At 60.0% G+C, this 22524-nt stretch carries 12 protein-coding genes; 11 read left to right on the plus strand and 1 reads right to left on the minus strand.

Features of this window, described 5'->3' with window-relative positions; translation table 11 throughout:
- The first annotated feature begins 96 nt into the window (after nucleotides 1–96).
- The 5 genes from IDH44_RS20210 to IDH44_RS20230 all read left to right on the plus strand — a co-directional run bounded on the left by IDH44_RS20210 (nucleotide 97) and on the right by IDH44_RS20230 (nucleotide 10377).
- The gene (locus IDH44_RS20210) at nucleotides 97–2412 is read left to right on the plus strand and encodes a helix-turn-helix domain-containing protein (protein WP_190920630.1); all 2316 of its coding nucleotides are present in this window, start codon (nucleotides 97–99) and stop codon (nucleotides 2410–2412) included.
- A gap of 326 nt (nucleotides 2413–2738) precedes the next feature.
- Complete coding sequence (locus tag IDH44_RS20215; protein ID WP_190920631.1) at nucleotides 2739–3683, plus strand: ABC transporter permease; 945 nt, start codon at nucleotides 2739–2741, stop codon at nucleotides 3681–3683.
- Between the two features lie 13 nt (nucleotides 3684–3696).
- Nucleotides 3697–4572 (plus strand): carbohydrate ABC transporter permease, encoded by an 876-nt coding sequence (locus IDH44_RS20220; RefSeq protein ID WP_190920632.1) that lies wholly within the window; start codon nucleotides 3697–3699, stop codon nucleotides 4570–4572.
- Nucleotides 4573–4659: 87 nt separating this feature from the next.
- Nucleotides 4660–6273, plus strand: a complete 1614-nt coding sequence (locus tag IDH44_RS20225) for an extracellular solute-binding protein (RefSeq protein WP_190920633.1) — start codon at nucleotides 4660–4662, stop codon at nucleotides 6271–6273.
- 99 nt (nucleotides 6274–6372) lie between these two features.
- Complete coding sequence (locus IDH44_RS20230; RefSeq protein ID WP_190920634.1) at nucleotides 6373–10377, plus strand: fibronectin type III domain-containing protein; 4005 nt, start codon at nucleotides 6373–6375, stop codon at nucleotides 10375–10377.
- A 380-nt stretch (nucleotides 10378–10757) separates the two neighbouring features.
- Here IDH44_RS20230 and IDH44_RS20235 read toward each other — a convergent pair whose 3' ends face one another.
- On the minus strand, nucleotides 10758–11900 hold the full coding sequence (locus tag IDH44_RS20235; RefSeq protein WP_190920635.1) for a Fic family protein: 1143 nt from the start codon (nucleotides 11898–11900) through the stop codon (nucleotides 10758–10760).
- 305 nt (nucleotides 11901–12205) lie between these two features.
- Here IDH44_RS20235 and IDH44_RS20240 point away from each other — a divergent pair, with 305 nt between their 5' ends.
- From IDH44_RS20240 to IDH44_RS20265, 6 genes are all read left to right on the plus strand, one after another.
- On the plus strand, nucleotides 12206–14056 hold the full coding sequence (locus IDH44_RS20240) for a cache domain-containing sensor histidine kinase (protein ID WP_190920636.1): 1851 nt from the start codon (nucleotides 12206–12208) through the stop codon (nucleotides 14054–14056).
- The gene (locus IDH44_RS20245) at nucleotides 14049–14840 is read left to right on the plus strand and encodes a response regulator transcription factor (RefSeq protein WP_190920637.1); all 792 of its coding nucleotides are present in this window, start codon (nucleotides 14049–14051) and stop codon (nucleotides 14838–14840) included. The genes IDH44_RS20240 and IDH44_RS20245 overlap by 8 nt, the downstream gene beginning before the upstream one ends.
- Before the next feature lie 147 nt (nucleotides 14841–14987).
- Nucleotides 14988–18872 carry an Ig-like domain-containing protein gene (locus IDH44_RS20250; protein WP_190920638.1) on the plus strand — a complete coding sequence of 1295 codons (3885 nt, stop codon included), beginning with the start codon at nucleotides 14988–14990 and terminating at the stop codon, nucleotides 18870–18872.
- Between the two features lie 105 nt (nucleotides 18873–18977).
- Nucleotides 18978–19895, plus strand: coding sequence for an ABC transporter permease (locus IDH44_RS20255; RefSeq protein ID WP_190920639.1), 918 nt, complete (start codon nucleotides 18978–18980; stop codon nucleotides 19893–19895).
- A gap of 10 nt (nucleotides 19896–19905) precedes the next feature.
- On the plus strand, nucleotides 19906–20802 hold the full coding sequence (locus IDH44_RS20260) for a carbohydrate ABC transporter permease (protein WP_190920640.1): 897 nt from the start codon (nucleotides 19906–19908) through the stop codon (nucleotides 20800–20802).
- A gap of 31 nt (nucleotides 20803–20833) precedes the next feature.
- Entirely contained in the window at nucleotides 20834–22483 is a 1650-nt protein-coding gene (locus IDH44_RS20265; protein ID WP_190920641.1) for an extracellular solute-binding protein, read from the plus strand.
- Nucleotides 22484–22524: the final 41 nt, after the last annotated feature.

The following is a 22524-nucleotide window of genomic DNA, read 5'->3' on the forward strand; positions in this document are numbered from 1 at the left end:
TGGTGTTGCCCGAGCGCCGGTTTTGTGCCACGATGAGCGTATGCATGCCAGCGTGCGGCAATGAAGCAACTGATGACAGACAGGAGCGGGGAAGTCATGCGAAAATTACGATGGATGCCATTCGGGGGCTCGAAGTGGATTACGAATACGTTGCTCATCTCGATTATTCCCGTGATTTTGTTCGGCACCGTCATCTATCATCTGGGCTCTTGGATTGTGCAGCAGGAAGTGCAGCGCTCCTCTCAGGAAAGCTTGACGCAGGTGCTGGTCCAGGTGGAAAGCCAGATCAGCAATATTGAACAGATGACCAATCAGTTGGCGCTGCAGTCGACGACCGGCGACCTGATGAACATCGGGGCCTCGCCGAGCTTGGCGACGAGCTTTCAGACCAATGACATGCGGGATCATCTCAATGTGATGCGCAGTTCAACCGACGCGATTCATTCGCTCTACTTCTATCACATTTCGCAGCAGATGCTGATCACGGCCGACGATGTGACGCCCGTTCGGGCAGACCGGTCGGGTCTGGATACCTCATGGATGGAACAGATGGATGCGCTGATCGCGGATCATCGGCAGCGCATGTGGGTCACGCAGCGCGAAGCGATCGACGATCGCGGGCAGGCTTTTTCGACGATCACGCATATCGTCATGCTGCCGCTGCTGTACAATGCGCCCAAGGCCGCCATTGTCGTGAACTTGAAGCCGGATTACATCAAGGAAGCGATCTCCAGCTTTCCGCTCGGCGCGCAGGGGCGCCTGCTCGTGCTGAATGCCGAGGGCGAGAGGATTGCCCACGTGCGCAGCGAGGGCCTGGAAGGAGAGCCGTCGGAGACGGTGTTAGCGGCGATGCGGGGGTATGAGGGGCGCGACGGGGTGCTTACCGAGCACGTAGGCGGCGCTTATGTCACCTTGGCGGGCTCTTCCCGCAACGGCTGGACCTATGCCATGATCATCCCGGACCATGTGCCGCTGCAAAATGTCGAGTTTTTCAAATGGACGATCATTCTGATTACACTCGTATTATGCGTGCTGGTGCTCTACTCCGCGTACTTCAGTCATAGCCGCTTTCAGCATGCAATCAAAAAATTGATGGAGAAGCTGGCAATCACGAGGCCTGCGGAGGAGCTGACTCCGGACCGGGATCACTTGGCCCGCATGGAGGTGCTGATTAACAAGCTGGTGAGCGAGGTGAAGCACGGGCGTAATCTGGAGAAGGAAAATTTCCCGCTCCTGAAGACGCACTTTTTGTACGCCACCCTGCACGGCAATTCTGTGGAGCTCTCCCGCTTGTCCAGCCGCGAATCGGAATGGAACCTGTTCCCGCATCCCCACTATTGTGTGCTGGCTGCGGAGCTTGACCCTGTATCTTCTGAAAACAATGCGAAGGACCGTGCCTTGTTTTTGTTCGCCGTAACCAATATTGCCTCGGAGCTGACGGATACGCTGGACCGCGAACGCACGCGGCTGGAGACGCTGATGACCCATCACCATGCGGTGATTGTGCTCAACTTCGCGGACGACCGACAGCTGGAATCGGCCGTATTGCCCTTCGCAGAGAATCTTCGCGCCGTGGTGGCGAAGGTGCTGAAGCGGACCGTGACGATTGGCGTCGGAGGCAGCGTGAGCGACATCGCGCAGCTGACGCGTTCCTATCATGAGGCGGTACAGGCGCTGCGGATGAATTGGGCCAATGCCCATGATCGGGTGCTCCGGTACGACGATGTCGCGCGGGTGGCGGACAAGCTGATGCAATACCCGTATGACGAGGAGCAGGATCTGCTGCTGGCGCTGCGTTCGCGGGACCGGGAGGGCGCGGAAGAGAGCCTGCGCAGCTTTCGGCGCAAGATCGACGTGGAGCCGGCCTCGGAAAATATGGCGAAGACCTTTTACCTGCAACTGCTCGTTTCCGTCGTGAAGCAGGTGCAGGAGTACGACGATGACATGAGCCGCGTCTTTGGCGAGGACAATCCGTACGAGGCGTTCTTTCGACAGACGTCCATCGAGCAGATCAACGGCTGGTTCGCGGCCGAGATTGTGAAGCGGATCATCGACTTCATGGAATCCGTCAAGCGCAGCCGCACAGAGGTGGTCATCCGCAAGACGATCGATCTGATTCACGCGCGTTTTTGCGACGATCTATCGCTGCAGATGGCGGCGGACGAGGTCGGGATCAGCGCGAAATACTTGAGCCAACTGTTCAAGGACGAGGTCGGAGAGACCTTCATCGAATACGTAACTCGCGTCCGGCTGAACGAGGCGATCGAGCTGTTGACCAAGACGGAGCTGACGTTGGCGCAGATCGCGGAAGAGATCGGGTACACCAGCGTGCAGCAGCTATTCCGCATGTTCAAGAAAAAGATGCATATGACGCCGGGCGAGTATCGCGAGCAGCATGCCGCGAAAGAATAAGAGTCTGTGTCCGCTTGTCGGATACGGACTCTTGTCTTTCGCGAGAGAATAGAAAGGATCTCGGAGCGTAGCTTGTGTCGCCGCCAGAGGACGGCGTCAGCCGATTCGCCTTGAATAGATGGATCATCGATCAAATTCCGGCCGATTACGCGCAGCATCGCCTTTTTCGCGGGATCAAGGCGCGTGCGGGCGCGCGGATCATGCGCCATGGAAATGTGTGAGTAGCCTCGGAATCCCTTCTTCGTGTAGCTTGGGTAACAGAGGCACAGCGCGACACCGCGACTGGCCATCTGTCCGAGACGATCAAGACGAAGGAGGGGCCACCCATGAAAAGCGAGGCCGCCGTTGCCGCCGCGAGGCCCGGGCGATTTCGGGAACGCTTGCAGACCTACCGGCACAACAGATTTCTGATTTATATGTTTCTTCCCGGATTTCTGATTTTCTTTATTTTTTCCTATGTCCCCATGTACGGCATTATGATTGCATTCAAAGACTACCGCATCCTGGACGGGATTGCCGGCAGCCCGTGGGCCGGCTTGGAGCATTTCCGCTATTTATTTGCGGGGCAAGGCTTCACCAACGCGCTGCGCAATACGGTCGTGATCGCGCTGCTAAAATATTTGTTCGTCTTTCCTGCGCCGATTATTCTGGCCTTGCTGCTGAATGAAATTCGGCTGTCCTGGTTCCGGCGCACGATCCAGACGATCTCGTATCTCCCCCACTTCTTCTCCTGGGTCATCCTGGGCGGGATCCTGTTCACGTTCCTGGGCCGGGAAGGGGGCTTCAATCAGATTCTGGGGTACTTCGGACTGCCGCCCGTGAACTGGCTGATCGAGCCGTCATCCTTCTACGGCATGGTCGTGATCACGGATATCTGGCAGAGCATCGGCTGGGGGTCGATTGTGTACTTCGCAGCGCTCGCGGGCATCGATCCGACACTCTACGAAGCGGCTATTGCCGACGGCGCGAGCCGCTGGCGGCGCATCTGGCATATTACACTGCCGTCGCTCGTCCCCGTCATTACCATTATGCTGCTGTTGTCGTTGGGCAATTTCCTGCAGGTCGGCTTTGATCAGATCTACAACCTGATGACGCCGACGACCTCGGACGTCGGGGATATCCTGGACACCTACGTCCTGCGCCGCTTGCTGACGATGGATTACGAGGTGGGCGCGGCGGCCGGCATTTTCAGCTCCGTCTTCGGTCTGCTGCTGGTCATCGTCGCCAATTATCTCGTGAAGCTGTATGACAAAGATCAGGGCATCTGGTAAGGAGGATCGCGACATGTACAAAACAACCTGGAACGAAAAATTATTCGATACGCTGAATGTGATCGTGCTGATCCTCCTGGCCTGCGCGACCCTGTATCCCTTCATCTACACGCTGACGGTGTCGCTCAGTCTGCCGTCCGAGTTCAAGCTTCCGGGGCTAAAGCTCTTTCCCCGCGACCCGACGCTGGCATCGTATGCCCACGTCCTGGATCAGACCGGCATAGGCCGCGCGTTTTTTAATTCGCTGCAGCGGACGGTGATTGGCGTCGCCGTACTGCTGGCCGCCACGGCGATGACAGCCTATCCGCTGTCCCGCAAAGGCTTTCCGCATCGCGGCCTGGTCATGAAATTGTTCGTGTTCAGCATGCTGTTCAGCGGCGGTCTGATTCCGATGTACTTGCTGATTCGCAATCTGGGACTGCTCGACAGCGTGTGGGCGCTTGTGCTGCCCGGGGCCGTGTCCGCCTTTAATTTGATCATCATGCGCAACTTCTTTCAGGCGATCCCGGAGGAAATCATCGACTCCGCCAAGATCGACGGCGCCGGCGAGTGGCGGGTGCTGTTTCGGATCGTGCTGCCGCTATCGACCCCCGTGCTGGCGGTCGTGGCGCTGTGGGCCGGGGTCCATCACTGGAACGCCTGGTTCGATGCGATGATTTACATTCAGGATCTCGACAAGCAGGTCTTGCAGCTGTTTGTGCGCCGCGCCGTCATCGAGGAGTCGGATGAGCTGGCCTCGCAAGTGGAACTGCTGCAGGCGGGCAACTACTCCAGCGAGACGCTCAAGGCGGCGACGGTCATGGTAGCGACGATTCCCATCTTGTGCATCTATCCGTTTATCCAACGTTTCTTTGTCAAAGGCATCATGCTCGGCTCTGTGAAAGGCTAAGAAAGGCTAAATATGGGGTCAAGTCGAAGGACTTTATACGATAGATCCGATCACATCATCTCACATCATCGAAAGCGAGGGATTCATGTGTCAAAGCACAAAAAGTGGACTCAAACCGCGATGTGGAGCCTGGCTGCCGTATTGCTCTTGTCGATCGTGCTTGCAGGCTGCTCTGGGGGGAGCAACAACGATACACCGCCGTCGGAAAACGATCAGGTCGGTGAATCGACCGACAATAACGCATCCGGCGAGGCCGGGAATAACGGGGCAGGGGACGAGCCGGTCGCGCTGTCGTGGATGGTGCGCGGCGTTGTGCTGGAGGACTCGTTTGGCGAGCAATTCGTGGAAGAGAACTTCGGCGTCGATCTGGACATCATCTCGGTGCCCGGCGCCGATTATGTCCAGCGCCAGCAGATCATGATGACCACCGGCGAGGTGCCGGACGTGATGTTCATCCTGGATCCGAACGAGATGAAGAAGTATGCCAATCAAGGCTTGCTCGCCGAGGTGCCGATGGACTTGATCGAGCAGTATGCGCCGGGCATCCGGGCGGAGATCGACGAGCATGCGCCGCAAGGCTGGTACTACACGGAGTACAACGGCGCCAATTACGGCGTGCCTACGCTCTATCCGTCGGGGCGGTTCACGACGCCGGTGACGTGGCGGACGGACTTGCTGCGGCAGGCCGGCATCGACGAGATTCCGGAGACGATCGACGAGATGACAGCAGCATTCGAAGCGTTGAAGCAAATTGACGTGTACGGCATGTCGACCAACGGCAATTCCTACTATCAGGCCTTCCAGAAGATTTTCGGCGCTTACGGCGTCATGCCGATGCAGTGGACCGTGCGGGACGGCGAGGTGGTCAACGGGGCAGTCTTGCCCGAAGCCAAGGAAGCGCTGGCTCAGCTTGCCGAGTGGTACCAGAACGGCTACATCGACCCTGAGTTTGTAACGGGCGCGAATATGGATACCAAGTATACGGACGGCGTGTTTGCTTTTAGTCAGAACAGCAGCATTTATTCCACCGATGAATCGAACCCGAACTCGGCGATTTCCGTGTTGCGAGCGGTCAATCCGGACGGCGAGATCGCATTCGGTCCCCTGCCGAAAGGACCGCGCGGCGAAAGCGGCGGCTGGGCCTGGGGCGGCGCGGGCAACATTTTTGCCTTCGGCAAGCAGCTGGAGGATCACCCCGAAAAAATGCAAAAAGCGCTTGAAATCATGAACGAAGCGGTAACCGATCAGGAGATGTTCTTCACGCTGGCCTTCGGGGAAGAAGGCACGCATTGGGAATATGTCAACGGCACCGATTTCAAGGAAGGCATCACGGCGATTCCGCCGTACGATGATCCCTCCGTCTTGCAGGAAGAGGGCATCGGCATGAGCCGCGGCGCTTCGTTCTTCGGCCATTCCGGCATATATGATTTTTACGAGATGTACACCGGCGCAAGCATCATGGAGCTCAACAACATGTACCTGGATGGATCCATGTACGATATTTTCGGCAAGCCGGATATTTTGCCCTCGGCCGGCCAGTACTGGGGCGATCTGCAAAAGCTGAAAACCGAAACGTACGCCAAAATCATCCGCGGCGATCAGCCAGTCGATTATTTCGATAGCTTCGTTCAGCAGTGGAACGAGATGGGCGGCGAGCAGCTGCGCGAAGAAGGGCAAGCCCTTTACGACAGCCTGCAGTAGCCTTTAGAAGCGTCAAAACAGTGAGTGCGGCATCCTGTTCGTCCTGCGTATGGGGCGCACGGGATGCTGTTCTCCATTCCAGATGTAAGAGGAGGCACTATGGGGACGTTGACGTTTGTCATCAAGGATCACGTGAAGCATGCCAATTACAGCTGGCCTTCCTCCATGGTACGGTACGAGATCGCGCTCGGACCGGGCGAAGCGCATCGGGACGCCTTGCGGTTGACCGATCAGGAGGAGCGGGCGGTGCCGTTTCAACTGGAGGCCGTCCAATTGGAGGGGGCGTTCGTGCGGCAAGCGGCGGTCTGCTGGATCACGAGTCTGCCGCCCGGCGCGGCGTATCGCTATACCTTGCACTATACGGCCAGTCCGGCCGAGGACAATCCGGGACGCGGGGATGGACTGGCGCAGGAGGATGGACGGGTGCACGATGAGGACGGGTCTCTGGCTCGGAACGAGACGGCTCCGGGCTTGCAAGACGGCCTCGTCGCTTCGCCGCTGGAGGATGGCGCAGCCGCTGCGCCTGCGGAGGTCTTGACCAACGGCAAGCTGTGTCTGCGGTGGCTGGAAGGGGACGGGCTGTCCGTCTTCGAGCTCGGCACACCGGCCGGCCGCAGCCTGGCTGCCGCCCGCTTGGTCGTGAATGCCCGACTCCTGGACGTGGAGCGGGTGTGCATCGCCGCGGGTCCGATCTATCAGGAGCATGTGCTGCACTACCGCTTCGAGGGCGAGCGCACCTATCGCCTGACGCTTCGTTTGACGACAGGCATGGATTTTGTGGAGATGGACGAGGCGATGGCTGGTTTTGCGCCGAAGGAGGAGGCCCGGCTGGAGCTGGACTGGTCGGGATGGGCGCCGCACCGGCGCTTCACGAGATACCGCGGCGAGGAGCGCATCGACCGATACGCGGAAGCGGACGGACGTCTGCCCTTCTCGGTGCTGCCCTTCGACAGCTGGATCTCCTGGCACGGCGCCAAGACGGCCTCGTTCGTCGACCCGGAGCTGCGGCTCGGAGCAGGTGTATTTGCCCTGGACACGCTGCGCTGGGACGATGGGGCATACGCCTTGTGGCGCTCGCCGGAAGCGATGGCGCTGCGCTTCTATTACCGGCGGGAGCCGGGGGACGATGCCGGGCGCCGTCTGGTCTGGACCTACCCGCTCGTGCAGGGATCGCGGGCGACCGCGCTCGCGCTGTACGATTGGGACCCGGAGGCAGAGCGCGCGCGCCAGACCGTGGGCGGCGTCTCGGACAAGGAGGTGCGCATCCCCTCCTATGTGGATGAGCTCTGGCTCTGGCATACACTGCTTCCCTTGAATAAGGTCAAGGACTGGGTGTTCGAGTGGGAGGAGGATCGCGCAGCCTATCCGCGCGCGCTGGCAGTAGGCGCGCTGCCGCCCTCGCTGGACTGGTGGTACTTCCACCGCGACGGCCCTCCGCAACCGTCCGATGTGGGGGAGATGATCGGGAAGCTGTCGTACGGCTTCCATCACATCTTCCATACCGCGCCCGTATCGAGCCGGGAATTCTCGTCCTGGGCGGCGCTGTTCGATCTGGCGGCCGGGGCGATGACGGCGGCGGAGTTCGACCGCTGGAAGGCGGCGAGCGTGCTGATGGCGTATGTGCGGGAGGACGAGAATGTGATGCCGACCCGCACACTGCTCGGAGGACATCCGAACTTCCTGATGGATATCAAGGCCGTGCCGGGCTTCATGGCGGCGCTGTTCCCCCATCATCCGCATGCGCGGCGCTGGCGGGAGGACTTCGAGCGAGCGGTGGCGCTGAATCTGAAGTACCACACGCGCCCGGCGGTGGCCCGTTGGGAGGCGCAAGGCGGGCGGTGGACGGAAAATCTCGGCTGCTACGTATGGGCGGCGCTGAAGCCGATGCTGCGCGCCGCCTGGATGCTCCGCACGTCCGGCGCGGACAATGTGCTGCTGTATCCGAATCTGCTCGCCCTGGCGCGCTGGCTCAGAGACAGTCTGAGCGCGCCGGTGGACGGCGCCCGCACCTATCCGCCGCAGGGGGCGCATTCGGGTGTGCTCTACGATCCGATCGCCGCGCCCTATGAGCTGCGCGTGCTGGGCGAGCTGATCATGCGCTACGAGCCGCTGCTCGGCGAAGAGCTGCTGGCGTTGAGTCCGGAGGATGCGCCGGGCTTCGAGTCGCACGGGAAGCAAGGCGTCTGGCGGCAAATGCTGGAGCCGGCCTATGCCGGCAATCGCGGCACCAGGCCGGAGCTGCGCTCCGCCAAATATACCGGCTATGGCTACATCCTGCGAGCAGCGGTGCATACGCCGAGTGAGATGTCGGTCCATCTGCAGCAGCTCGACGAGGGGCCGAATTACCGCTGGGGGCGAGCCGCAGAAGGAGGCTGCGGCACGATCTATTATTATGCGGACGGCAAGCGGTATAGCTACAATCGCCCCGAGGATGTCGGCGACGCCAATATGGGCGATGTCGCGGGGAGCTGCAACTTCGGCGTGCTGGACGGGCATGCGTTCCGCAGCGTCGGCCGACATGAGCTGACCGAGCCGCTTCACGATTTTGGATTTGCCCAATTCGCGCAAGTGAACGCCGGGCCCTATGCACAGCCGATGTACCGTTCGCGCAGCGTGCTGATGTCGGGCAATGACTATATCGTCATCTACGACGAAGTGGCGGATATGCGGGTATTCGGGCGCTTCGCCTGGTTCGGACACCAGAGCGGGCCGCTCCCCGATATTTATCAATTGAAGCCGGGCGCGGCCGGCGTAGCTGCGACACCGGGCTTGCCGATCGACAAGCCGCCGGGAGGGCCGGCAGAGGGGCAGAGCCATGGGCATCGCGATCCCGGCGGGGCGCGGGGCAAGGTATACGACGGCTACGGCGACTTCCTGACGGTCGTCACCCACCGCACGACATGGCAGCCGCAACTGACGGAGGTCCAGGAGACGCCTTACGGGGCGCGGATCGTGCTCAGCGGCAGGACGGACTACGTGTTCCGCGACAGCGCGGAGATCGTCATGGGGGAGGAGAGCGTGCGCTTCCGGGGCTATGCCGGGATCGTGCGCGAGCACGCGTCGGGCCTCGTGGAGGCGGCCCTGTTCCGAGGGACGCGCATCGGCGCGGGCGGCGTGGAGCTGACGCTCGCGGACGCGTCCGGCAATGGCGCAGGTGCAGGGGGCGTCTCCTTCGTGATCCGCGATAGCGACCTGACCGGGGCCTCGCACTTGGCCGGGCCTTGTCAGGCGGAGCTGAGCTGGACCGGCGCCCAACGTCCGGCGCCCGGCGCCTGCTTGACGATCGGCGGGGAACCGGCGAGCTGGGAGACGACGGGCGAAGCGGCCATTCGCTTCCTGCTGCCTGCGGGCGCGTGCGCCTGGCAATGGAGCGAGCGCCCGCCCGCTCCGGCAAGGACGATCATCACGGGCACAGAGGTATCCGCGGGGGCAGTGAAGGTGTGCTGGGCGGTGGTGCCAGGTGCTACCGGGTATGACGTAGCGATCAGCCGGGACGAGGAGGCGAGCTGGGAGAGCCGGGATGATGCGGCGCATGAGGCGATCCAGGAGAGCGCGGCATCCCTTCAGGGGATTGTGACCACGCTTCAAGGACTAGAAGATGGCACCAAGCTGCATGTTCGTGTCAGGGCTCTGTGCGCGGAGCAAGCGGGCGCCTGGAGCGCCTCGTACCCGGTGTACGTGACCGCGCATGTACCCGAGGCGCCGGAGGGGCTGCGGCTATCCCGCGAAGGCGCGGGCATTCGCGCGACCTGGGGCATGCTGCTGGGGGTCGAGCGGTATTGCTTGTACCGCAGACCGGCTGGCGCAGCGCGCTGGGAGCCGATCTACCGGGGCGGCGAGCGAACATACACGGATGCGGCGGCCGGGGACGACGCATCGGCCAGGGGCGACGTCGTGTATGAATACTGCGTATCCGCCGTCAACGGCAACGGCGAAGGCCCGCTTTCGCTCCCGCGCGATACCGCGCCGGGCGGACTCATCGACTGGGACCCGCGACCGGATGAGACGTTCCGAAGAGATACCCGTAGCAACGAATACGGCTTCAGCGGCTTCGACTATTGGGCCAATCGGGAGCGGGGGAGCCTCGATCCTTACCCAGACTGAGCCGGGATTCAAGCTGCACTGCTGCGGTGAAAGCGAGCCAGACCAAGAGCCAAAAGGCCTTCAAGCCCCCATAACCGGGGGCTTGAAGGCTTTTTGGGACTGTAATGGACACCAGCGGCGCTTAGCGCCGAAATTGGATGCGCGCGCGGTTCTAACGGACACTACGGTCGCTTAGCGGTCTTTTTCGCCACGTAAACGGGCCGCGCCCCCCGCTAAGCGTTCCCCATGTCCGTTACACGGGGAAGGAGGCTAAAAAAAGGCGCTAAGCGGCGCCCATGCCCGTTACAGTCGATTTGCTCTCGCAACGCGGCGCTTGTGTACGCACACCAAGGACGCTGGCACCGGTTCTCCTTGTTGGCCCGTTGTGCACCTCGTCCCAGCTAGTCCACGATACAAACGATGTATTCTCCCCGAGCGTCGCCGGGCTGAATGACCCCCAGCTCCTTAAGTTTCGCCATATTCTTGGCAATGCTTGAAGAAGAGGCATCGAGGGTATCGTCAAACAATTGTCTGTGGAAGCGCTCTCCGTCCTCCATCCTGCTGATCAATTCAAACATCGTCTTTGCATGTCCTTTCCCCAGCAATTCACGAATATGCTTGATTCGATCGTAACGTTGCAGCTCCTTAAGAACCTTAGTCAGCGATGCGTTGACGCATTCCAAATAAAAAACGACAAATGGCTTTAAGTCGCCTTTCGTGGCAGCCATTAGCGTATCATAATAGTCTTCTATTCGTTTATCAAAAAATTCTTCTACACTAAAGGCATCCTTAATTGTAGCAAGATCACTGTGTATTAAACCAACCAAAGTGGAAAATGCGCGTGCCGTTCTTCCATTGCCATCTGGAAAGGGATGGATGTAGCCTATAACATGATGCGTTATGCCGGAAATAAGAAGCGGATGGAGCTTTTTATCATGATTTGCATGTGAAGTCTCGTATGGATTTTGATACCCGGTTACACTTGTGTAAAGCCAAGTGAAGTAGGCCTGCATGAGTTGTGGAACTTCATGAAAAGCAGGAGGCTGGTAGCTGACATGCCCATCGTGATCCTGGAGCGCTACTGGAATCGTGCGATAGCCTTCCGGGTAACCGGTCAAGTCGTTCATGAGTATGGACTGTATATTTTTTAAAACGGGTTCATCCATATCTGAAATATCTCGGTTTGGATATAAGCTATAAATATACTCATACGCTTCAAAGACGTTTTTAACTTCGATTTGTGCTTTTTGTTTAATAGTCAGCGGATTCCTTTTATAATGTTGATAAAGTTGTACGACCTCTTTTAATTCCAGTTTATTTTGCTCAATTTTAGTCGTGAAATGTGCGGTTCTCACCAATGAGTTGCGTAAAATCGTTGGGGTCAGGGGATGGTTTTTTAAGCCTAGTCTTGCCAATGCCCCGATATTTCGTTCGGCCTCCAGAATGAGCTGGTTGATGTCATAGTCAAATGGGTTTAGATTGGGGTGAAAGACCAGCCTGCCTTCTGAATAATCAAAGTGCTTATTTGCAAAAGTGTACGTCATTTTTACACCGCCTTTTACACGTGAAAAACCAATTTAAACAAGGGTTTCATCTCCTTTTATTATATTCAATTACATCTAGTATGTACACCTTTCCGTGCGGCTAAACCAGCCCGACATCGGCCCTCTGGGAGGAATCGTGCAGCCGTTGTCGAATAGAGCTGTCGAATAGAAGTGTCGAATAGAAGATGGGAGTCGGCAAAGGGATCGTTCGGGCTCCTTGGATCCGTCCATCATCCGCTGGGCTCCGTCCATGGGCAAGAGCCGCCTCAACGTCTATACTGATTGAACGCAAGGGGGAGAGAAACATGAGGAGAGGCGGCAGCCTGCAAACGCGTTTGATCGTGGTCTATTCCCTGATCATCATTCTTATTGTAACCGCTTCCTTTTCGTTCTTTTATTTATTTCAGCGCGCCAAGCATGAGAGCTGGATGCTGGATGCGCATCGGCGCGAGATGAACAGCATGTCCCAGAATATCGACAGCATGCTGTATTCGGTGGATCGCCTGGCGATGCAGCTCAAGTATAATGATGAAATTGAAAATACGTTTTATTACCTGCGCTTCGAGCCGGAGCCGGAGCTGTACTTTGAGCGGCATCGCGATCAGGCCGAGCGGCTGAAGCGGGAGATCAACAATATTATCGGCGTCGACACGATGACGTTCAACCGGGTATCGGTGATCAGCAAGACGGGCGCCTTCATCGGAGTCGGGGCATACTACGAGAATCAACAGGTCCGCGAACGGATCCGGACGCTCCCCTGGTTCGAGCATCTGAGAGATCCGAATGTCTACAGCGACATCTGGCCGGTGCACGAGGACCCTTGGGGCGATCACGGACAGCGCGTCATTTCGGTCATTCGGGAGATCGGCACCGATCCGTACGCGATTGTCGAGATCCAGATCCCGTACAGCTATATCGAACGGAAGATCACCACCATCTGGCCGACGGACGGGGCCTTCCAATGGGTGATCGTCGATAAGACCGGAAGCCTTGTTTACGCCCCGGGCGGGGCATTGCCCGAGGAAGCGCTCGGACAATTTTTAAGCCTGTCGGCAGAAGGGCAAGCCCCGCGCAGCGGCCATACCTGGATCGGCGGAGACGGGGTGCCGCGCGCCATCATGCTCTACAACACCGCGATGTATTCGGGGTGGCATTTTTTGTTGGTGCAGACGGAAGCTTCGTTCTGGGCGAATGTCGAACCGATGAAGCAGGTATTCCTCACGCTGGCCCTGCTGCTCGTCGTGCTGTCGGTCGTGCATGTCTACGTCTTCTCCAAGAAGCTGCTGAGGCCGCTGCGCCATCTCCGGGATACGATGAACGAGGTGACGCTGGATTCGATTCAGAAGGACGAGGTGTACCGCCTGCTGCAAGGATACACGATGACAAAGACGCACGACGAAGTGCATCACTTGTACTATTCCTTCCGAAAAATGCTGGCGCGGCTGGAGGAGTCGAAGACGCAGGTCGTCGAAGCGAACGCCAGGGAGATCAAGGCGCATTATGCCGCCTTGCAGGCTCAGATCAATCCTCACTTTCTCCATAATACGCTGTCGCTGATCGGGGTGATCGGCTACCAGAGCGGCAACGGCAGCGTGATGAACCTGACCTCGATGCTGGCCGACATGTTCCGCTATGCCACGTATTCGGGGGGCGAGCAGGCGCAGCTCAAGGACGAGCTCGAGCACAATCGCAATTATTTGGAAATCATGAAAATACGCTACGAGACGCATCTGCAGTACTCTATTGAAGCGGAGCCGGGGACGGAGACGCTGCGCTTGCCGAAAATTACGCTGCAGCCGTTCATCGAGAACTGCTTCAAGCACGGCTTCCAGCATAACTGCTATCCGTTCATCGTCCGCATTCGCGCCTACTATGCAGACCGCGATCTCTTCCTGGAGATCGAGGACAACGGCGTCGGATTCTCCGCGTCCGCGCTCGAGCAATGGCAGGCCGCGCTGCTGTTCGACGAGGACCGGCCGCCCTTGGATTCGCCCGATGGCGGAGCGGGATTGCGCAATACTTGGAATCGGCTGCGCATGGCGTACGGCATGCAGTTCCACTGTGTCCTGGAGAACGGGGCATCGGGCGGCGCGCGGGTGAGGCTGATTTTTAGACAAGTGAATCTGAATCAGATCGGAGGGGATACGGTTGCCTAGTGTACTTGTAGTGGATGACGAACTGCCGTTTTGCCGCGCCTTGCGCAGCTTGGTGGAGACGGTGGACAGCCGGTTCACCGTCGTGGGCGAAGCGTACGACGGGGCCGAGGCCCTGGTCCAATTGCAGGCGAAGAAGCCGGATGTGCTCATGACCGATATTCGGATGCCGATGATGGACGGACTGCAGTTGATTGAGGAGGCGAAGCGTCTTCAACCGGGGTTAATTACGATCATCTTAAGCTCCTACCCGGATTTTGCGTACACGCAATCGGCCATTCGTCTGCGCACCGACGACTATCTGCTCAAGCCGGTTCGCATCCCCGATCTGGAGCGGACCTTGCATCGGGTCGAGCAGCGCTGGCGGGAGCGCGAGCGCGATCAGGTGAAGCGGCGTTTCGAGGAATGGTGCTGCGGCGAGTCGAGCGATGCGCAAGCAAGGCAGGGCTCGGCCCATACGAAAAACGTGGTCAACCAAATGGAGGCTTATCTCCAAGCCAATTACAAGCAGCCGATCACACTCGAGGAGCTGGCGGCGCAGTTCGGCTTCGTGCCGAATTATGCGAGCGCGATGTTCAAGCGCGAGAAAGGCATGACCCCGGGCGAATATTTGACGCACTGGCGCATCCGCCAGGCGATCGAAACGATGAGCCGGCAGCCGGAGCTGCTGCTCAAGCAAGTGTCCGAGTCGGTCGGCTATGCCGATCCGTACTATTTCAGCCGGGTGTTCAAAAAGGTGACCGGGGTGTCGCCGACGGAGCACCAGAGCCGAATGGCCGCACGGTAGCGGCCTGGCTAGGGCCGGGGCAGAGGAGTGATCGGTCCATCTCCTTCTTCGATTGATCCATTCTCTTGCGCAGAAGCGGATTGCTATACTAATCGTGCTTCAGACATGTAAGGGCTTACATCAAATCAATCGAGGAGGAATTGAAAAATGGTCGCAGTTCATTTCAGAGGGGCGGTTGTCATGATCCTGCTGATGCTGGTGGGGGTGGGGATGACGAACCCGGATCGCGCCGGCGCGGCGCCGGTCGAGCTGGTCCGGGACGAATTCGAGGCGTATGCGCCGGGTAGCTCGCCGGCCGCATGGCCGCACAACGCCACGGGAGACTCGTATGTCCAGGTGAAGGAGGCGCTCTCCGGCAATCGCTACCTGCAGATCTACGATGCCAGCAAGCAATCGACGCAGGGAATCCAAAAAAGCTTCGCGCCCGAGACCGGGAAGCTCGGCCTCCACGCGAGGCTGCAGCTCCCGTCCGGCGCCACGGCGGGCAAGGCGAACATCCTGCTCTATGTCGCGGACGGGTCCAATCAGCCCGGCATCTCGCTCATCCTCTCGCCGACGCGCATCGTGTCGCATCGGACGGTGAGCGGCGTGACCACGTCGCAGACCCTTGTCCAGGGCATGACGGCCGGCGAGTGGTTCGAGCTGGCCATCGCGGCCGATGTCGCTGCGCAGACCTTCGCGCTCTATGTCGACGGGGCGGCGGTTGCGGCCGATATACCCTTTCGGCATGACAGCGTGACGAGCCTGTCGAATCTTCGGATCATGGGGGCGTATTACGGAGACGACGCGAACTGGGTTCGCATCGCGAATATGGACGACATCGCCTTGTACAGCGGCGGGCTGCCGCAATCCGTCGTGCCTGCTCCGATCGTGACGCCGCCGCCCGCAGGAAGCGAGTCGCGCTCGTTCGACCGCTATTCGAGCGTCTTCCTGTCCTCGCGCTGGTTCCGTCAGGATGGCCAGGACGGCCAGCTCGGCACCCTCGATGTGCTCAAGCGCTTCATGGCCACCGGCAACAAGTGGGCGTACATTACGGATGAAGCGAGCATTCACAAAATCTTCAGCCTGGGCGTCGGCATGCAAGGCGGGCTCAATATGAATCATGGTACCGGCGGACGGGCCCTCGACTTCGACGGGACCGCGGTCGCGGCGCCGTGGATGACGTGGGGCGCCACCTGGGGCAGCATGAACGACCCCGTCTACTTCAATCTCGTGCTGGAAGCGGGCAAGGCTGCCGTCGATGCGGGCGTGCGGTCGTTTCAGTTCGACGATTGGCGCGGCTCGGTTCAGGCGTACGCCTGGGGCGGCGATTTCAATCCGAGCACGCTGCTTCAATTCAAGGATTATCTGGAGCAGCACTATACCGCGACGGAGCTGAACAGCGCCTTCGGGATCGCCGACATTGAGACCTTTGCCTATAAGACGTATCTGGAAGACGCGTACGACATCGAGACGAACAGCGATTATGTGAGCTTGCGCGGCGGGATCGCGCTGGATGCGGTATTCAAGCAGTTCCTTGATGCGAGCACGCGAGCTTTTCACGTCAATCTGCAAGCGGCCTTGGAGGACTATGCGGAGGAGGCGCTTGAATTTTCCAACAACGCCTCGTTTATCCGCAACGCGGTCGCGTCGACTCATTTCCTGCATGATCTGTTCGACTACGGGATGGGCGAGCACCATGAAGGCACGTTGATCCTGGACAATATCGTGGCGAACGGCGCGCTGGCGACCGGGCTCGGCAAGCCGCATATCCTCTCGCCGTACCCGGTGCATACGGAGACGATCCGGCAGGCGATCGCCGCGGCGTATGCGATGGGGCAATATTTCCTCGTGCCGTGGGATATCTGGATGGAGGGCACGACCCGATACTTCGGGACGGTCGACCAATACGGCGATCTGTTCCACTTCATTCGGCAATACCCGTTCCTGTTCGACGGCAAGGAGGTGCCGGCGAGCACCGGAATCCTGCTGAACTGGTCGGATATGAATACATCGGCCTACAGCGCGCTGGCCATGCGCCTGTTCGAGGAGGGCGTGCCGTTCCGCGTGGTGGTGGCCAATGACGAGCACCCTGTGTACGCGCTGGATGCGGGGCAGCTGGACGGCTTGACGTCGCTCATCGAGCTGACACCGCTCTCCGCCTTCGCCACCGCGGACCAGCAGGCGGTCACGGCCAGCGGCGTGCCGCTCGTCTCGCCGCTGGCCGTGGATGCGACCTGGCTGGCGGCGCGCAGCGAGGTGGCGGTCGACGGCCCCGAGCACGTCTATGCCGCACTGCGTGCCGACGAGGCGTCCGGGGGCGACGCGGTCATTCATGTGCTCAATCGCTCGCCGCTGCAGCAGGCAGACGGTGCGGTCAGCCTGCTCGTGGACAGCGCCTGGGCGACCGGCAGGCATGTCGCCTTGTACCGGCCCGGTCATGATCCGCTGCGGCTCGTGCCGCAGGCCGCGGGCAGCGGGCAGGTGGAGCTGATCCTCCCGGCTGTGGAGGAATGGGCGATCGTCTACATCGGCGAGGAGCAGCCGTCCGCGGCCACCGGCTTCGAGCTGGATCTGCCGTGGTCGGGCGTCCGGCTCGGCAACCCCGCGGCGGCCGGCCTGGCGGAGATGAGCGGCGATGCGATCCGGGTATCCGCCGCGGGGGCGGGCTTTGGACTGCGCACCTATGGCGACGGCGGGGAGATGGATCAGGTCAGCTACGTCTACCGCACTGTCCCCGCGACGCCGCTGCAGGCCTTCTCCTTCTCGGCGGAGGTGTCACCGGATGCGCTCGCGGCCTCGACAGGCGCGAGCGGACTCATGCTGCGCGCGACGCCGGCCTCGAATGCCGCCTTTGTCGCGGCGGCGGTCGGCGATGACGGGCTGTCGCTCATCTGGCGGGAGGCGGACAACGAAGCGGTGCAGCGCATGCCGCTCGACGCCCTGTGGACGGGCGATTATCTGCGCCTGGAGCGGACCTCGGCCGGGATCGCTGTCCGGGTGTCGGAGGACGGGGAGAACTGGGGCAGCCCGTTGGCGACGGTCCCGCAGGCCTTCGAACCGGCTCTGGCCGGCTTGTTCGTCCGCTCCGATGACCCGGAGGCGCTGCATGCGTCGGTGTTCGCCGATGCCGCGCTCGTGCTCGGGGACGTGCAGTGGGGCGGCGCGGTGACGGGCATCGAGCTGGAAGCGCCCATCTCCAGCCTGAAGGTGGGCGACACGGCGGCGCTGCGGGTGACCGCCTCCGTCTACGGCGCGCAAGGGGCGGTGCAGCGCGACATCTCGCGCGAGGCGATCATGTGGTCGAGCAGCGACACGTCGATTGCGGCCGTCGACGGGCAGGGTCGCTTGCTCGGGGTCGGTCCGGGCGTCGCGACCGTGACGGCGAGCGTATATGAAGGCGCGACGGCCTGGACCGATTCGGTGACGCTTAGCGTGATCCCGCCGCCCGCTTCGCTGCTGGAAGAGAGCTTCGACAGCTACGGCGAGCTGGACACGCCGCCCGGCTGGACGATCCAGCGACTGACGGGGGGCGGCTCCTATGTCCGGATCGCGCCGATTCCGACCGAGACCGATCAGAGTCTGGAGATTTACGACAACATATTGGGCGGCTTCCCGTCGGCGACTGCCGAGTTCGAGGCGGTCAGCGAGGCGGTGCGCATCGCCTTCGATTTTCGCGTCGACCTCGGGGACGACCCGGCGAGCGGCGGCGCGATCGTCATGTATGTGCAGAATGCCTCCGGCCAGAACGCGGTCTCCTTGCTGGTCGACGACGACGGATTCTGGTACCTGGACGGCAACCAGCGAGTCACCGTCGCCCCGGCTGTCAGCGGCCAGTGGGTGGAGGTCGAGATGGTGGTCGATCCGGTGACGCGCAAGCTGGATCTGTGGCTGGACGGGCAGCAGGTCGTCACCCAGGGCAATTTCCGCGAGACCGTCTCCCAGCTCAAGAAGGTGCATATGGGCGGCAGCACATCCGGGGTGGATACGCTGGCGCAATGGAACAACCTGAGCATCCGGCTTGACGCTGCCGACGGCGAGCCGCAAGCGTAGCAGCTTTGCATTGTCCATCCGCGGCTTTGATTTGTCGATTCCGAATGAAGCGCTTTCTTGATACAGTAGGTTGTAGCAAGCTTGCGACATAGGGGAGGAGAGCTCATGCGCCGCGGATGGCCACACAGTCTGACGAAGGAGTACCGGCTGAACAAGCATTTGTATCTGATGATTCTTCCGGCCTTCATCGGGTTTATCACGTTTCATTATGTACCGCTGTACGGCATTGTGATGGCGTTCAAGCAGTACGATCTGATTCTCGGATTTCAGGATAGCCCGTGGGTCGGATTCAAGCATTTCGCTTCGTTTTTCAATGATCCGTATTCGGTGCGGATCATACGCAACACGCTGCTGCTTGGCTTTTATTCGCTGCTGTTCGGCACCTTGCCGCCGATTATTTTGGCGCTGATGCTCAATGAATTTACCAATCAGCGCTGGAAGCGGATTTTCCAGTCGATCAGCTACCTGCCGCATTTCATCGCGATCGTCGTCATCGTCGGGATGATGGTGCAGCTGCTCGGACCGGACGGGATCGTCAACACGATGCTGGTGTCGCTTGGCCTGGAGCAGATTTATTTCTTTAATCAGGCGGAGTATTTCCGGACGCTGTATGTGACGAGCGGAGTGTGGCAGGGCGTGGGATGGGGCTCGATCCTCTATCTGGCCGCGCTTACGGGGATCGACCCCGAGCTGTACGAGGCGAGCTACATGGACGGGGCGAACCGCTTTCAGCGCATCTGGCACATCAGCATCCCCGGCATCATGCCGACGATTGTCATCCTGCTCATCCTCAATGCGAGCGATGTCATCAATGTCGGGTTCGAGAAGGTGTACCTGATGGCCAATCCGGCGATCTACGAGACGGGCGATGTGATCCAGACCTTCGTCTATCGGCGCGGCATCGTCGATCGCAACTTCGGCTTCGCTACGGCGGTCGGCCTGCTCAACAGCGTCACGTCGTTCATGATCTTGTACGCAGCGAACCGGATTGCCCGGATGACGAAGCAGAACTCGTTATGGTAGGTGACAGACAATGAAAACAACGGGCTTTGGCAATAAAGTGTTCGACACGGTTAATTTTACCCTCGTGCTGCTCCTGTGCCTGATGATCGTGCTGCCGTTCTGGTACATGTTCGTGCTGTCGGTCAGCGATCCGTTCAAGGTCGGGATGAAGGAAGTCGCGCTCATTCCGCAGGGCGTCAACTTCAAATCGTACATGGCGGTGCTTCAGGAAAACCAAATTGTCAACGCCTACTGGAACAGCATTCGCTACACCGTGGTCGGCACGTTCATGGTGATCGTCGTCGCCTGTCTGACCGCCTATCCGCTCGCGCTGCAGCGCTTCGGCTCGCGCAAGGCGATTACGATCCTGTTCACGATCACGATGTTTTTCAGCGGGGGCATGATCCCGACCTTCATGCTCATTCGGGGGTTGGGGATGCTGGATACGATCTGGGCGGTGACGCTGCCGGCGGTGTTCGGGTTTTGGAACATCATCATTTTGCGGACGAACTTCCAGTCGCTGCCCAGAGAGCTGTTCGAATCGGCCTACATGGACGGGGCCAACGACTGGCGCATCTTGTTCCAGATCGTGATCCCGCTGTCGGGTCCGATCCTGGCGACGCTCACCTTGTTCGCCTCCGTCGGATTCTGGAACGCGTTTTTCGCCCCGCTGCTGTATCTGACCTCGCCGGAGATGCATCCGCTCACGATTATTTTGCGCAGGGTGCTCGTCGCCAACGAGGTGCTGTCGTCCGAGGCGATCAATTCGGCCAACAGTCTGGTGATGGACCCGATCGCGGACGCGGGCCGCACGACGAGCATCCGGATGGCGACGGTATTCGTGACCATCGGTCCGATTGTCCTGATCTACCCGTTCGTCCAGCGCTACTTCGTCAAGGGCATCCTGGTCGGCTCGGTGAAAGGATAGCGCTTCAACTAAATATGGGAGGGTTAACAAAATGAAATTCAAGCTATTCGCCCCTGCAATCCGCAGCGGGCTCAGTGTCATCCTGTGCGCGGCGCTCCTGCTCGTGGTCGCCTGCTCCTCCGAGAGCGGCGGCAACGGGAATAACGCGACAGGCAAAAACGGCTCGGACGCTGCTGCGACGGGCGGGAATCAGACAGAGACCGCCAAGGAAGTGCCGACCGTCGACTTCTTGCTGGGCTGGGACCCCGGCCTGCCGATCAGCTCCGAGCTGCCGGTGTTCGTGGAGTGGGGGGAGAAGACCGGCGTCAAGTTCAATGTCAACAGCCCGCCGCGCGATGCGTTCAAGGAACGCATGAACGTCGTGCTGTTCTCCAACGACTTGCCGGATATGATGAAGTTCTTCCAGGATGCGACGACCTTCAAGGATTACGGGCCGCAGCTGTTCGTCGCGCTGGATGAGTACCTCGAGGCCGGCAAGCTGCCGAACCTCCAGCGCTGGCTGGACAAATACCCGGAGATCGAAGAGGTGATGAGAAGTCCGGTAGACGGCAAAATGTACGGCTTTCCGCTCGTTCAGGACTTCGACTATGCGCCGACGCTGTGGCTCGTCCGCAACGATCTGCTCAAGAAGGAAGGGCTTGATGCCAAGGACATCAAGAGCTTCGACGATCTGAAGGAGGCGATGCTGGCGCTTCAGCGGCAGACCGGCGACTACATTACGTCCTCCCGGCTCGGCTTCAGCTACTACGCCTCCAGGATGCTGCCGTATTTCGGCGTAGGGCAGGGCACGCTCTATGATTCGGAGCAAGGCCGGTACGTCTTCTCGCCGACGGAGCACGAGGAGCGCTACAAGACATGGGTCGAATTCGAGCGCTGGATGTACGAGAACAAGCTGCTGCATCCGAACTTCCTGACGATGAACGATCAGGAGCTGTTCGCGAGCTACGCCAGCGGCGACTTCCCGTTGATGCGCGAGCAGACGGGGATGTTCGAGCTCAACCCGCAGAGCGATCCGAATATCGAGGTGGCGGCGATCTACCCGTTCGAGGTCGACGGCGTCATGTACCAGCAGGCCAGGGACCCGCATTACAACATCGGCTACCGCGGGCCGGTCGTCATCAATAAAAACTCCGAGCACATCGAGGACATCATCCGGGCGATGGACTACGTGTACAGCGACGAAGGAATCGAGCACATGATGCTGGGCGTCGAAGGCGTGACGTTCACCCGTGACGCGGGCACGCCGTCGGGCTACAAGCTGGATCAGGTGCAGAGCGTCTGGACGATGAAGGCGGACGGCTCCTTCCCCGACGGCATGAAGCGGCTGCAGGACTACGGCTACGGCACGTGGTGGCTCACCGGCGTCGTGCCGGCGTACGACCGGTTTGGCTTGCTCAAGTACAAGGCGGGCGAGGAAGCCCAGGCCAAGGTCGTGCCGGATCGGGTCGACCGGCTGAGCGAGCTCGGCACCCTTCGGGATCCGGATCCGCTGCTGAACTTCACGAAGGAGGAACAGACGCTTCGTTCGGAGATTACGACTGCCCTCGATACGTATATTAGCGAGAATGTGTCGAAGTTCATTCTCGGCCAGAAGCCGATGTCGGCATGGGACGCCTTCATTCAAGGCTTCGACGCCCTGCGCGTGGACGAATTGCTCGAACTAATGAACGGCAAGTTATAAAAGTGTGCTGAAAATGGGCCAGAATGGCCGAAAATGCGTTG

Origin of the sequence: Paenibacillus sabuli (assembly GCF_014705605.1) — a bacterium.
GTDB lineage: Bacteria > Bacillota > Bacilli > Paenibacillales > Paenibacillaceae > Paenibacillus_D > Paenibacillus_D sabuli.